Annotated in this window: 13 protein-coding genes; all 13 read right to left on the bottom strand. The window is 37.0% G+C overall.

The window, feature by feature from the left end:
* Nucleotide 1: 1 nt before the first annotated feature.
* From ACULEU_RS04925 to ACULEU_RS04865, 13 genes are read right to left on the bottom strand one after another with little or no spacing between them, the layout of a single operon-like run.
* Nucleotides 2–916 carry an NAD-dependent epimerase/dehydratase family protein gene (locus tag ACULEU_RS04925; protein ID WP_445454336.1) on the bottom strand — a complete coding sequence of 305 codons (915 nt, stop codon included), beginning with the start codon at nt 914–916 and terminating at the stop codon, nt 2–4.
* A gap of 13 nt (nt 917–929) precedes the next feature.
* Entirely contained in the window at nt 930–2,009 is a 1,080-nt protein-coding gene (locus tag ACULEU_RS04920) for a glycosyltransferase (protein WP_445454335.1), read from the bottom strand.
* Nucleotides 1,991–2,956, bottom strand: coding sequence for a hypothetical protein (locus ACULEU_RS04915; RefSeq protein ID WP_445454334.1), 966 nt, complete (start codon nt 2,954–2,956; stop codon nt 1,991–1,993). The genes ACULEU_RS04920 and ACULEU_RS04915 overlap by 19 nt, the downstream gene beginning before the upstream one ends.
* A gap of 2 nt (nt 2,957–2,958) precedes the next feature.
* The gene (locus ACULEU_RS04910; protein WP_445454333.1) at nt 2,959–3,966 is read right to left on the bottom strand and encodes an ATP-grasp domain-containing protein; all 1,008 of its coding nucleotides are present in this window, start codon (nt 3,964–3,966) and stop codon (nt 2,959–2,961) included.
* Nucleotides 3,967–5,859: an asparagine synthase (glutamine-hydrolyzing) gene (asnB, locus tag ACULEU_RS04905; RefSeq protein WP_445454332.1), complete on the bottom strand. Its 1,893-nt coding sequence runs from the start codon at nt 5,857–5,859 to the stop codon at nt 3,967–3,969.
* Nucleotides 5,860–6,990: a CapA family protein gene (locus ACULEU_RS04900; RefSeq protein WP_445454331.1), complete on the bottom strand. Its 1,131-nt coding sequence runs from the start codon at nt 6,988–6,990 to the stop codon at nt 5,860–5,862.
* Nucleotides 6,987–8,093, bottom strand: coding sequence for a polysaccharide (de)acetylase (locus ACULEU_RS04895; RefSeq protein ID WP_445454330.1), 1,107 nt, complete (start codon nt 8,091–8,093; stop codon nt 6,987–6,989). Before ACULEU_RS04895 ends, ACULEU_RS04900 begins: the two co-directional genes overlap by 4 nt.
* Nucleotides 8,094–8,106: 13 nt before the next feature.
* Nucleotides 8,107–9,303 (bottom strand): hypothetical protein, encoded by a 1,197-nt coding sequence (locus ACULEU_RS04890; RefSeq protein WP_445454329.1) that lies wholly within the window; start codon nt 9,301–9,303, stop codon nt 8,107–8,109.
* Nucleotides 9,303–10,415 (bottom strand): hypothetical protein, encoded by a 1,113-nt coding sequence (locus tag ACULEU_RS04885; RefSeq protein ID WP_445454328.1) that lies wholly within the window; start codon nt 10,413–10,415, stop codon nt 9,303–9,305. The genes ACULEU_RS04890 and ACULEU_RS04885 overlap by 1 nt, the downstream gene beginning before the upstream one ends.
* A complete protein-coding gene (locus ACULEU_RS04880) occupies nt 10,415–11,329 on the bottom strand; it encodes a hypothetical protein (RefSeq protein ID WP_445454327.1) in 915 nt (304 codons plus the stop codon). The genes ACULEU_RS04885 and ACULEU_RS04880 overlap by 1 nt, the downstream gene beginning before the upstream one ends.
* A gap of 1 nt (nt 11,330) precedes the next feature.
* The gene (locus ACULEU_RS04875; RefSeq protein WP_445454326.1) at nt 11,331–12,767 is read right to left on the bottom strand and encodes an MBOAT family O-acyltransferase; all 1,437 of its coding nucleotides are present in this window, start codon (nt 12,765–12,767) and stop codon (nt 11,331–11,333) included.
* A gap of 15 nt (nt 12,768–12,782) precedes the next feature.
* A complete protein-coding gene (locus ACULEU_RS04870) occupies nt 12,783–14,135 on the bottom strand; it encodes a hypothetical protein (RefSeq protein WP_445454325.1) in 1,353 nt (450 codons plus the stop codon).
* Nucleotides 14,136–15,155, bottom strand: coding sequence for a glycosyltransferase family 2 protein (locus tag ACULEU_RS04865; protein WP_445454324.1), 1,020 nt, complete (start codon nt 15,153–15,155; stop codon nt 14,136–14,138).
* Between the last annotated feature and the right edge of the window lie 8 nt (nt 15,156–15,163).

The following is a 15,163-nucleotide window of genomic DNA, read 5'->3' as shown; positions in this document are numbered from 1 at the left end:
CTTACCAGTTTTCGACTAAATCTTTGATACCTTCATTCAGGCTCCATTTGGGTTCCCAGCCTGTTCTTTGTTTCAGTTTTGAAACGTCGGCCAACAAATGCATGCGCTCCACTTTTCGAACTCGAGCCGGATCTACTTCGATAACAATTTTTTCATTTAGAATCTTTTCGAACTCTTCCACGACTTCCGTGACAGCATATTCAATTCCACGTCCTAAATTGAAGGTGTCGTAACCCACATTTTCTAGTTTTATTAAAGCAAACATCGCGTTAGCCATGTCATGTGTATGAATAAAATCTCTTTTAGGCGTTAAGTTTCCTAAAGCAATCGTTCTATCGCCTTCTCTGATTTGTTTTTCAATTTCCGGAATCAAATGCGGATTGGTTTCATTTGGCCCGAAGGCGTTAAAAAATCGACAGCAAATGGTATCGATTTGGGTTTCAAGATGAAACTTCTGCATCAATTGTTCGCCGGCTAATTTACTCAAACCATAGATGTCTAAAGGTCTGACTTCATCCGTTTCGGCAACAGCCTTATCCGAAATAGGATAAACTGCCGCAGTAGAAGCAAATATTATTTTCGTCAGATTTTGCACTTTTTTCGCAGCTTCTAATACATTCATGGTGCCGCGGATGTTGATGTCCGAAGATTCGAACGGATGCTCGTTGCAATACGGAATAAAATGAACCGCAGCCAAATGGATGATGACATCGGGTGCAATCGTTTCCACCGTTTTAGAAACAGCCGCTACATCTCTGATGTCACCTAAGAAAAAATGATCATCGGCGACAGTGATAAATTCTCTGTTTCCGAAACTTAAATTATCAAAAACAAAAACTTCATGGTTTTCACTTTGTAGTTTTGGCACAATTGCAGAACCAATAAATCCGGCTCCACCGGTAATTAAAATTTTCATATAGCGTATGTTCTTATGCCGAGGTGAGTAAAAAAATCTTGTATTTCTCGGCGATAACTTTTAAATCGTTTGTTTCTTTAATCTTGGAAGCCTTGCCTCCTATTTCGCTTAATAATGCCTGATTATCAATCAGCTGTTGCAATTTTTCTACAAAAAGTGCGACATTTCCCACCGGAACTAAAAACCCATTTTCACCTTCCTTAATAATATCAACTGGTCCGGCAACACAATTGAAACTAACCGGCGCTAAACCATTAGCCATGCCTTCAATCAGAGCGTTCGGATAGCCTTCAATTATCGAAGTAAATCCAAATATTTTAGCTTGTGACAAATAAAAATCGACTTCCTTTTGAAAGCCGCAAAATTCGACTTTTTCTGCGATATTTAACTCATTTGCCTGATTTTTTAAATCGGTTAGTAACGGTCCGTCACCAATAATGGCTAATGTCCAGTTGGGAGCATTCACTTTTGAGAAAGCTTCTAATAAAAAATGCTGGGCTTTTTCGTAGGAACATCTCCCTAAAGTGATAATTTGATTCTTACGTTCGTGTTGGTATTCTTTGATTTCACGCAGAAAATTTGGAATTACTACAATTGGACAACGGTATTTTTTTTGATAGACTTCTTTGGCATAATTGGTTTGTGCTATGATTCCGTTAATTCTAAATTTTAAAAGCGAATAACAAAAATTGTAAAACCCATTGAAAATTGCATTCCCAGGAAATCGAACTCTGTCCGGACTACTTCTTCCTGAGATGATAACTTTTGTCTTCAACCCAACAGAAGTTATGATACCCAAAAGCATATAGCCTAAGCAAAAAACAGTATCTGGTTTTTCGTTTTTGATGTTTTTCCGTAAGTACCATAACAGGATTGGGAATGATAAAATCTTGCCATATTTATCGCGAAAATTATCCGGTTCGATTAGTTTTACTTTGGGATGCAATTCGTAGAACTTATCTCTTTTGAACATTACCAAAACGGTAACATCAACATTATTTTCGACCATATAATTAGCTAAAACCACAGCAGTTCTTTCGGTTCCGCCCGGAGTCAACTTGGGTAATACGATGACTATTTTCTTTTGCGCCATTTTTTCTTCATTTCATGCAGAGAATACCCCAATTGCAATAAGCCTACAGCATTTAAAAGGCGTTTTAGTTTACTGGTTTGAGTATTGTTGCATAAAAAATTATAAGTGTTGTTGATTTTATTGGTGGCAAATGCTGTGAACTGAAACGGAACCACTTTAGCTAAAGTTGCTAAATTGAAACGAGTATACTTTTCGTTTTTTTGAGTTCGTGTTCCTTGTCCGTCATTGCCAATGTTGAACGTCTTTGTAGTATATGGTGTCACCGAATACAAGTCGTTTTTGACCATATGATGTACATAACTGTAATCTAATACTAAAGGTTCTTTTTTATGCAATTTTCTCTGAAAGGCCGTAAACAAATCAATTCCGATTTTGTCTAACTTCTTGACAAATGATTTATCGTTCATGTCGCTCGCCAATTGTGTTACTGATAATTCCGGAACATGCTGCATTCGGTTTTTCCATGATGCAAATCCCCAAGGACACCATCGATTGGTAAAATATACTTCCGATTGCAACTGTTGCTCAACTTCAAAGAAAACCGAATGGGAAAAGCCGGAGATCGAAATGATTTTGGCATCGTCTTTATAAAATTCTAAACCTTTGTTACCAAATTTTAGAAAATCAGGCGCCACTATGATATCATCTTCTAAAAAGATAATGGTCTCGTGCTCTTTAAAAATCAAATCGATGGCGGCATCATAAGCCCCTTTTAATCCTCTATTTTCTTTAGGCGTAATCGGAACTACTTGCTTAAATCCAGTAATTGTTGAAATGTAGCTTCGAACGGCTTCAATCTTGGAAACATCTTCAGTTTTATAGGCCGCATCAGAGGAAATATAAAGCAAAGATTCGGCTGATTCGGGACAACATTGCAACGATTGAATACATTTTTTTAAACTATCCAATCGGTCGTAAACCATTACTAAAATAGGAGCGTTTGTCATTTTTATTTTTGCATCATTTCAACCATCCAACCATACGGATTGAAAGTTCCTTCATACCAATTCATCTCTTCATCCCAATAACCAACGCAGGCGTCATAACCTCCATTGGCAAAGCCATAGCTGATTTCAATCAATAGCGGTTTATCATTATCTAAGACAAAATCGTAGGCGATACATTGCGCGTTTAATTTTCGGTTTACTTCAAAAGCAGCTTTTACAAAACGCTCGTCTATGGATGCTTTATCATACAAAATGAATCCACTTCCAGATGCTCTGAAATCATTTTCGCGATTCATCCTTTTGATTCCGAATGCCTTACCATCAACGACAACAATTCGGATATCCGAATCATTATTGGCAATAAACTCCTGAAAATAAAGATAATCCATTTCATTGCCCATTACTTTGGCATATCTTGGCGGATTCACCAGTCGGACAAAACCTTTAAGCACATCGAAAAAATTAGTTTTACCCAAGCGCCATTTTCTGAAGCGTTCCTTGATACTTCCCCAGCCGTCATAAGCTGCAAAACCACTACCAAAAGCTTGATTTGCCAAGGCTTTGGCTTCTTGTTTTGTATTGGCTAATTGCACATTCTGAGAACCTGCACCGCCTTTCAGTTTAAAAACTTTTGGGAAGGAAACTTTATCAATCCATTGATTGGCGGTAGTTTTATCATAGAAAACCCAAGTCGTAACCAAATCGGTTTCCAAAGCTTCGAGTAAATATTTCTGTGCTACTTTATCGTCAAAATGCCAGGCCGTATTGAAATCGGGAAACACTTTCGTACCACTTTGTTCTAATGAAAACAACAGTGATTTTGCCATGACAATATCGGTTGGACTAGCCTGATGATAATGCCACATCAAGGCAGAACAATCTTTCAACTGATGAATGATATCGTTGTCATAACAATTGACCAGCTTGTAAGGAATGTTATTCGTATCGCAATATTCAATCCATCTGAAATGGAATAAATCGGTGCTTTTATTATTGTGGATGGCTATCATTTAATCTAAAAAATTTTGCGCCCAAAGTTCAAATCCGAGCATTAACCAAATCGCATCCAGTTGATCTGGCGAAGCATTGGCGATATTGTTGATCCATGAATTTAATGCTTTCAACTCAAAAAGACCACGCTTTTGAATTCCGGGAGCAATTTTAGTGTTCCATTTTTCTTGGAATGCGGAAGAAGAGAAAAACTCGCGTAATGGAATTCCGAATCCCATTTTGTCACGATAAGCAAAATCTTCTCCAAATTTAGAAGCACAAATATCCTTCAAAAGCACTTTATTTTCGTCTTTGCCGTTGTGTTTGGCAATAAGTAAATCGCCGGAAATATTCAGACACGTACTGACCATATCGTTATCCAAAAACGGTACTCGGTTTTCTATACAATGTGCCATCGACATTTTATCTTGGCGCATCAGCAAATCGGGTAAATAGGTCAGTAATTCGTATTTTCGTTGTTTCAGATTCGTATTTCCTTTGAGTTGCGTCAACACTTTAGTTCGGTCATTAATGGCTTTTTCCAATGTAAAATCCGATTTCAAAGCATGAGCTGTAGCCAAACTTCCAAAAGCGGTTTCCATCACCATACGTTTGTTGGGATGGAGAAAATAGCTCAAATATTCGAAGGCGAATTTTGAATTGCGCTTCAAACCTCCCAAAAATTCTCTTTTAAAAAACGGAAACTGTAAGGCTCTGATAAATCGGCTGTAGCCTGCTAAACATTCGTCTGCGCCTTCTCCGCTCAATAAAACTGTCACATGCTTTTTGGCTTCTTGACTCAATAAATAAATTCCGATGGTGTTTGGGTGATTTAACGGATGTTCGAAATGCCAAATCGCCTTTTCTAAAACCTCAAAATAATAATGCGCATCCATTTCGAATTTATGCGCTTTTAAGTCTAACTGTTGGGCTACTTTATCAATATATTTTTCTTCCGAAAAACGCGGATCTTTAAAGATGATGGAAACCGTTTCGAGATTGCCTTCTTTCAAAGATTCGGCTGCAAAGTAACTCACCAAAGAAGAATCGACGCCACCTGAAAGCTGACAACCCAATTTTACATCGCTGATCATCTGCGAATCCACGCTTTTTTGCAAGGCGTTTTCTAATTGATTTTGAGCTTCTTTATTCGGAATGACCTGCTTTCCTTCCTGATCAATGTCGTAATAAGTATTCGAAGTTATGACTCCGTTTTTGACACTTAGATACGTTCCCGGAATGCAGTTGGTTATATTCTTAAACAGCGTATCATTGATAACATTTCGGAACAATAGAAACTCATCGAGTTTACTAAAATCAGGTGCAAATTTAAATCCTGGTAATGGTTTAAAGCTCTTCATTTCCGAAGCAAAAGCCAATCTTCCTTCTTCTTGTAAAAGGTACAAAGGTTTGATTCCGAAACGGTCTCTTGCCAAAAATAAGGTATCTGACGCAAAGTCATAAATTGCTAGTGCAAACATTCCATTCAGCATCGAAATCATCTTTTCCATGCCATATTCGGTGTACAGATGTAGCACCACTTCGGTGTCAGAAGTACTTTTGAACGTATATCCTTTTTGTTCTAATTCGGGTTTAAAATCGAAGGCGTTGTAAATTTCGCCGTTCATCATCAGAATTACTTTTTCGTTTGGACTAATCATCGGTTGATGTCCCATCGGAGAAAGGTCTAAAATACTCAAGCGGTTGAATCCAAAAATCAAATCGCTTGGATTGGTAAAGTTCACATCTTCGGAAATAGAACAGTTTTCAAAAGATTGGCTTGCGGTATCAATCGCCACTATGCCCGAATCATCAGGTCCGCGGTGTTTTTGAATGGCAAGCATTTGACGGATAATCTGATTACCCGTTTCTTTTTGATGGTTAAGATTAAAATATCCTGTAAATCCGCACATTTATTTTTTAGGGTTTATGGATTGTAAAAGTATATCGCGATGGGCTTCACACTGAATCAAATTCGTATACAGCAGTTTTTTCTTTTTGGTAATAATTGATGGTAATAATCCCCGTTTGTATAAGCTTGACATAATTTTTCCTTTATAAGGCTGAATCCAAGTATTCATGACGGCTTTCCAGGTTTGGGCATATTTTAAAAAGGCAGCTTCCAACTTAGTATCATCAGCAATAATGGCATTGATTGTATCTAGATGTGTAAGCATTGCTTTCTTTTCTTCAGATTTCAATAGTGTAAGCCCCACTTCGTCGCTATTTTGAGCCACAAATTCCATTTCGAAAGTCACAGGCTTGTTTTTTTCAAATGCCAAACGCAGTATCATTCCTTTATTCCATGGCTTATTACGTAAGCCTTCCCAATCGAAGCAAAAATTACCTAAACTGTAAAATATTGGTGCTTCTTTATAGATTTCATAGCCCGAAATTATATGTGTGTGATGCGCTACTACGGCATTGGCTCCGGCATCTACGAAAAACCGATACCATTTTTTCATTCTGGGACTTGGCAATTCGTAATGTTCGTGACCACCATGAGCTATGATTACAATAAAATCAGCTTGTTTTTTCGCTATTTGTATCTGATTGAAAACATTGGCCAAATCAATAGGATGACAACCCGGAGTCGCATCATGTGTTGTGGTCCATTCATTTTCGGTGATGTTGATAAACGCTATAGTGTTTTCGGTATTTTTCCAGTAAAACGTTTTGGATGCTTCTTCAAAATTGGCGCCGCTTCCTAACCAGGAAATATTATGTTTTGTAAGGGCTTCATAGGTTTCCTGCATTCCTTTCCATCCATAATCTTTAAAGTGATTATTGGCTGTGGCTACTACTTCACAATTTAAGTGATTTAAAATAGCCGCCGTTGCTGGATGTGCTTTGATATGTGGACCCGTTTTGCTAATGCCTTTGTTAGACGTAGTCAGTGGACATTCGAGGTCGAGTACATTCAAATCATTGCTGTCAAAAAAAGGTTTGACTTCCTCCAACAATGGCTTCCAGTTGTTGGCATTAAATTCGTTTTCAATACGAAGCCACGGACAAAAATCGCCTGTAAAACCTATTGTAATCATATATATTTAGATAATTCGTCGGTGGTGATAAACTTCGCTTCGGGCCATTTTTTGACAATTGCTTTCAGTAACTGATTCAAATCGGTTAAACCTCTTTCGCCGTTTTTCGGATTGATGAAACCTACAAAATTGATTCGGTGCGAACAGATCACCGCTGGTTTTGAAAATAAAAAGGCGGCCTGAATTTGGGCTAAACAACTATTCACCCAATCTTTTTGAGGTAGCATGCTAGGTTCAAAAAAACAATTTCGGATGTTGTAGCGCAATCCGTTTTGTTGGTGACCGAAACTGTGTCGGATAGCCTGATATTCATTGAAAGTTCCTTTCGGTTGTAATTGCGAACGCAAGCTCTGAATCCATTCGATTCCGTTTTCTGCTAAAAAAGGTTCTAACTTGGTATCCCAATTATAACAAGGAGCGATAAAGCTTTTAGGCTGAAATCCGAAATGCTGTTTAAAGATTTCCAAACCTTCAGCAATAATGGTTTCGTGTTCTTTGATGTCCGTTGGAACATCCCAGTCGAAGGCTTCCATAAAACTGTAATCATCTTTTCCGGAATACGTTGTTTGATGTTCAAAAGAAGTAAGTATCGCTTCGTCCTTAGCTTGTAACGCTTTCATCCAACGCTTGATATTTAGATGTTCGCGACCATGAAACTGCGGATGAAATACTTTGTTTTCACTTCCTTGCTTCCAAAGTTGAAGATTATTTTGATGTTTGGGATATCGCTTTAATGTTGTTGAAAAAGGTTCCCAAAAATAGTCCTGAAAATCGTGTGCTTTTATCTTTTCAAAATCAGGATTAGCCATGATACTATTGGCCGTAATGACCGCTGGTCTTCCATCACTTCCTTTGTACGACTGCAGAACTTCGAATAATTTTTCCAAATCATCCTGAGAAGCTAAAGCATCATTTTTATAGATACTGTTCGCAATATCAAAACCTTTCTGCTCAAAATACGTCAGTGTTTCTCTAGAAGGTGTTCGAATGGCGCCCCAATCATCCGACTCGATGAGAATGAGTTTTTCTTTTACTGCGGCACCTTTTCTATTGATATCAGCAGCAGCAGCAAACGATTTTAGATATGAAATTTTAGATGACATTAATTCGGTTACGCTATTTTATTAAATCAATTAGTGGCAGATTTACATCTGTTAAAAGCACAATTAGTGGATTCGTTAGTGTTGTTACATTGAAATAATCCAACGATAAACGCAGGGAAATGATACAGAACAAAATCAATAAAGGCGATAGCAATCGGATACTTTTAGCAACAAAAACAACTTTAGTATTGGAAACTACAATGAAGCAAGTCGCTAATGAGAAAAGAAACGCCACATTTAAAAATCGAGCTCCAGAAGGCAATAAACTGATAATATTGGCTACCGATAAAAACAACATTGAGAATCCTAAAAGTTTCTTTACACTTGCGGATAGATTTGTTTTAAAGAACAGTATCGTGATAAAAATGGCTGTAAAATACGTTAGAATTTTTTTATAATACAATACATACCAATTCACAGAAACAGCAACTTCTTCATAACCATCGAGGTAATCGTCGTTAAAATAGGTCTTGACTTTCGGCAATAAGAATTCGGGTAAATTGGATTCAAGGCTGGTTCTGATAAAATCAATATTCAACTCCGCGATAAAGAAACTCGCAATATAAAAAAGGTAAAGCACCCTAAAATTCAAACGAAACAGACTGTAAGCTACAAGGAAAAACGACGGAATTATAAATGAAAAGTGAATCAAAATACTACATAAGGCAATAAAAATTCCCTTTTTCTTATCCTGATATAAATACAAGAATCCACCATAAAAGAATACATGTGCTGCTGTCCACATTCGTACGCCATTGATGGTCCAAAAACCAACAATCATACTAAAAGCGGCCAATAACAAATGCTGTTCCCAACTCAGTTTGCCTTTTGATTGTGTTAAGACAAGCCAAATATTATTCGCATAAAAATACCCAAAAATCAATCCGAAAAACATGAAAAGTAAATTTCCATTATCCGTAAATAACGAAAAAATAAAGGTTACCACAGTCACGTAAATATCTACTTGACCACCTTCGCCATTGTAAAGGCCATTTTGAATAGTTTCAAAATCTTTGTTGCTGTTGTACATCATTTCCAGATTCTGAACATATCGGGTACTATCAGCCGTATCGCTTTTTACCATTGACAAACCAAAGAAAGCTACAAAAGCTATCATGGTTGGCTTTGCCCACGAACTTCTGTAGTGTCTAATCGCATTGATTAAACCAAAAAATGGGAAAAGTATAAAATAAAAAAAAGCGTTTTTCATTAGGAAAGTAAAGCTATAAACTGTGAAGTGACATTTTCAATTCGGTACATATCTTTTTCTGGTAATATCATTTTTTGAGTATAGTTGCCTTTAAAAAAATCCTGAATTACTTCGGGTTGCAAATTTCCAAAGGTAACACTCAATACAGGTTTGTCAATAATTAAATAATCGATTAGTTTGCTTGGCGTTTGTTTGTGACCTACATTTTCAAAATTTACGACAAAATGCATCTTAGACAATTCGAACAGTAATGTCTCCCGAGGAACGATAGCTTTTATTATGATTCTTCCTTTACTGGCCTCAACAAATGGAGTGACAAATTGTGGTGTTGTAGTGTAAACGTGAAACTCAAATCGGAAACTTTCATCCAAACTGTTCAAATAATTGAGGAATTCTGATGGGTCACGTCTTCCTGGAATAAACATTCCGGCATACCCAAATATAATTTTATCCTGATCTAAAGTTCCGCTATACAAGGTAACATCCTCAAATCGAAAACCTTGCGGAATGACTTTGATTTTATCATGAAACTCGGGATAATAGCCCGGAATAGAGTTCTGTGTGGGCACCGTAATAAAATCGGCTTTTCGACAAAAATTTTTCTCGATATATCCGAAGTAAAATGGTGGTTTGAAGGTATCGTTTTCCTGTCCCATATAAGGATCGCCACAATCGGCTATCCAGGTTTTGGCAATTGGATTTTTCTTGGACCAGATTTTGGCAACACCCCAATGAATCGGATACGGCACCGCAATCGAAATCAGCGCATCATACCCTTTGGCGTTTTTTAGTGCTTTTTTAATCAACGGAATCAACTGAATGGCGGGATATTCAAACAACAAAGCTGAAAATCGGGCAACGACTCTTCTGAATAATAATTCGATTCCACTTCCTTTGACAACCGGTCTTGGCCATGTTAAATGTCCTAAATCAATGAGTTTAAAATTATGCTGTTCAGCAAAAACTTCCAAACCTTCACGAAAATGGGTACAAACCGTAACGTCATGACCTTGACGTACCAATTCTTTGGTCAATTCGGTGGCTCTGAAAGAACGAGGCGATATTTCTGGGTAAAATCCGTTGGTTACTATCAGTATTTTTTTAGAACTCATTACTGGAGAATTTTGTTTGCGATTATATAGTTAGCAATTTCATCGGTAAAAACCAGGGCGCCTTTTCGGTTCAAATGCGTTTTATCGTAGAAATACGCTTTGTTTTTGTAGACTGGATTTTGGGTATTATACTCCAAAAAAGGAACCTTAAAATGGGACAATTGTTGCAATCTTTTCTTAAAAGCACGGTCCATCTCATCGAATAAAGGAGGCTGAATGATAATGAGTTTGATGTTTTTTCGTTGACAAAGTGCTATTATTTTTTGAAAGCTAGCTACTTTCACTTGCAATTCTTTCTTCTGATTGTAAGCTGTTACTTTTGAAGCCGTCCAATCTTCATTTGGTTTTTGAAAACTGATGGGCATCGAACCATCTGCATAAAGCGTGTCCAAAGCTGTGAACTTTTTTTGTCGGATGTCAAAATTGGTTTTGTTCATTCGACTTAACGCAAAAAGATTGGAGGCGATTATATTCTTCTCACCACGAGCAATTAGTTCGTCATTAATGTAATTGTATTTCACCAAAGGATACATTCGGTCTAATCTGAAATTCAGAATAGAATCGGGTAGCAATGCCATCGGATAATCTACAGAAAGCAGGATTACTTTGGGTGCGTTATTAAACTTCAATAATGATCTGACAATGAACTCGTGAAACTCTATATCCGAACCCGGATATGCCAAATTGTAAGCTGAATGGCCGGTTTTCTTTTCAATTTCGGAAGCAATGATATTTCGAGCACCTCTTGATGAACCTAAAACTACTAGCTCTTTATTGATTTTTCCGTTTATCAATAGCTCTAAACGTTTGTCTACTTCCTTATCCGGAGAAACAGCAATAAAAAAGATAAAAATCTTGTCTAACACAAAAAACATCAATCCAAAAATCAGGAGGTTTTTAAGGAACTTTTTCATATTAGAACTGGAAATAAATAAATTGTTGCTCTTTAGTAGAAAACAAGAAGATGGCAATTATCAACATCATATAAAATCCTTGTCGTATAAATTTTGGCCAATGAAACCCGAATTTCTTCAGTGCATATTCCTGTTCTCTACCCAACCATTCTATGGTCATAAAGAAAACGATAAAGAAAAACACGATATAAGGCAGTATCGTCGGCTTGGTAAACAGTGAGGTAGAAAACATTTCTCTGATATAAGCAAAAGCACTACCAATACTGGCGGCTCTAAAAAATATCCAAGCAAAAACAGTCAGTAGAAACGTAATCAGTATCGATAAAAAGTCTTTTAGACTTGGCAAATAACTTCCTTTGGCCACAATCTCGATATTGTTTCTATTTGTATTAAATATAATCGATGGCATGATGAAAAGTGCATTCAAAAATCCCCAAGCTATGAACGTCCAATTGGCGCCATGCCAAAAGCCACTGACCAGAAAGATGATAAACGTATTTCTGACCTTCATCCAAGTACCGCCTTTGCTTCCGCCTAACGGAATGTATAAATAATCCCGAAACCAGGTAGAAAGCGAAATGTGCCAACGACGCCAAAATTCGGCTATATCTCTTGAAAAATAAGGAAAAGCAAAGTTTCGCAACAACTCAATTCCGAACAAACGCGCAGTTCCCAGCGCAATATCGGAGTAACCCGAAAAGTCGCCATAGATTTGGAACGTAAAGAATAAAGCACCTAAAAATAAATTGCTACCAGATTGATGACCGGCATCATTAAAAATCTGATTCGCATAAATAGCACATTGGTCGGCAATGACAATTTTTTTGAATAATCCCCATAAAATCTGACGCAAACCATCGATGGCTCGATCATAATTGAAAGTTCGTTTAACTTTTATCTGAGGCAATAAATGCGTGGCTCTTTCTATTGGACCAGCAACTAAGAGCGGAAAGAAGCTCACAAAAACAGAGTATTCCACAAAGTTCTTTTCGGCCGGAATTCTATTTTTATAAATATCGATGACATACGACAATCCGTGGAAGGTGTAAAACGAAATTCCGACAGGAAGAATAACTTGCAAGGTCCATGGACTGACTTGCAATCCGAAATTCGCAATCAATTCGGCAAACGATTCGGCGAAAAAATTATAGTATTTGAATACGCCTAAAAATCCAAGATTGATGGTAATACTGAGCCAAAACCAAAACTTTTTCCCATTTTTAGTTTCGGATTCGGCCATTTTTAGTCCGGTAAAATAGTCCAAAACTGTAGAAAAAATCAGCAAAAACATAAAACGCCAATCCCAACAAGCATAAAAGAAATAACTCGAAACTAACAGCAGTAAGTTCTGTAGTTTCAAATTTTTATTGACAACAAACCAATAGAGTATAAAAACTATCGGAAGAAAGATGGCAAAATTTACGGAGTTAAAAAGCATTTCTTGGGCGTATAATTAAGTAGATAACTCTTGAACAATCGCTTTGACAGCAGTCGTTCCCAGATTTTTATAAAGGATATGTTTGAACTCGTTTAAATAATTTTTCAAATTTAGTGTTTCCAAATGAAGTATTCCCGATACAAACTCAGTCTCTTCAAAAACATGTTTATGCTCAGCATTGGCAGCCCAAAGCTGATGAATCTGTAGTGGTAATTCGTTAATTTTTAAATACATCGGATAACAACCAAAAGCGACCGATTCTAAACTTACTGTGGATGAAATGCTAACACAATATTTAGCTTCTTCAAAACTTTGGTTCAGACTGAAATTTTTATAATCGTGCCAAATAATATTCGGAACCGACTGATAGTCTTGCTTGATGGTTTCTGGAATTTCAAAATCGGGATGACTTCTCACAATGATTTTAAAATCGGACATTTGTGTCGCAGTTTGAGCTGCAAAATGAATAAAATCGAGTACATCTTGCGTAGTGATATGTTCGCCAAACTCTTTTTGCACGGCAAACAGAATAACGTTTCCTTTTTCGAGAATGCTGTTTTCTTGTAAAGTAGGATGACCACAAGCTACAATTGAAAGTTTAGGGTTGTATCTCTTGAAATTATCCGCAAAAAAATCGCCCCAAACCATGAACTTATCATAAGGCATTCCTCTCCAACCGGGTTTTGTCGCCGTTTTTCCGAAAAATCCCCATTGCAGACAATAGGTTTTAAAACCATTAGTTTTTCCCAGGAAACCCAAAACATGCTGTGCTTCTAAATCGCCTTCGATAAGCAGTAGTTTTTTATGTTGCAGCAATGGTAAAAATCCGTTTGCTCTGTCAATCAAAGTCGTGAAGTCGTGATACTCAAAATACCCTTTTTTCCAAAAAGCCGGAAAATCGGTCTTAGGTAGATGTACTTTTTGTTGGTTATTAAAATGAGAGTCGTTTTTATCCCAAACGATAAATTCCACTTTCTTTCCTTGTTGCTCCAATGCTTCTTGTATGGGTTTGCTATAAGAAAAGAATTTTTTATTAGTAATAAATATCAAAAAATCGGCATTGGATTTTTGCGATTGATGCGATATAGCATGATATACATACCGGATAACATCTTTTACAATGGTGATGCCTTTGTTTCCTTTGGGTTTAAAAAAGCCTTCAAAATAGCGCTCTGTCAAAAGTTCCTGTTCTTTTTCGGTAGTTACTTTTGCGATGCGTTTTAAAAACGTTTTACTGTTGATTATGGTATTCAGATAAAACTTTACTTGTAATGCAACAACATCAACCTCTTTATAGAAGCAAACGCCCAGTTTCGACTGCAATTCGTGAGACAATGAATGGTAAAAGTGTTCGATTCTTTCGGTCATCTATTTGCGGTATTTCATTTTGAAAAGACGGCTGTAATACACGACCATAAAATGAGCAACCGAGGTATTATAGGCCTTACCATATCGTAAATAAACACCGCTACAACCATGCAAATCCAGTTTTTTAAGTCCTAAGTTTTTCAGTGCCTTTACTATTTCGAAAAAGTCTTTAAAATTGTTGGTTTTCAAACACGAACTCAACGGCAAAAACACAAACTTGGCCATGACATGATTGATCAAACCTCTTTCTTTGCTTTCTTTCGGAATGGCTTTTGCGAATTGCATCAAATTAGTTACTGCCAATAAAAATCCGTCAATAGCTTTTTTGGAAAACAGTAATTTCGAATTGGTCGCCGATCCCATTCTGATGGTTCTCTGATAAAATTTGGTTGATGAAAATCCCACACGTTTGGCAACGGTAAATACTTTTCCTAGAAACAAACCATCTTCCAGAAACGGAACATTTTTAGGATAATCGATGCCATGCTGCTGTAACATCTCTAATCTATACAATACAGCCCAACTTCTATCAGGATCTTTCATCTCAACACTTCGCGGTGCAAAATAACCTTCAACACCATCAAAAACGATGTTATCCTTAGAAGCATAATCGGTTTCCCAAACTGAATTTCCTTGTCGGTCAAAGATTTCATAAGCCAAATAAAGGACGTCCAAATTTCGTGTGGCCGCATTCTGATACACCGACTGTAAAACATTGGGAACTACATAATCATCGGGATCGATGGGTAAAACATACTCGCCTTGCGCTCGCGCAATAGCATTATTTCGAGCCATAGAAACCCCTTGATTTTCCTGATTAATCAATATCAAATTTGAAAATTCTGATTGTAATGCTTCTACAATTTCTCGACAGCGATCAGGAGAACCATCATTGGTCACGATGATTTCATAGTCCTCTTTGGGCATGTCCTGATGTTGCAAGCTTCGGATACATTTTTCAATATAATCGTCTACTTTGTAGGCCGGAATAATGATGCTTATTTTTTTGGTATACTTCAAAGGAAAAT

It is taken from the genome of Flavobacterium sp. 25HG05S-40, from assembly GCF_052654735.1.
This window is presented reverse-complemented; position numbering and strand designations above follow the sequence as displayed.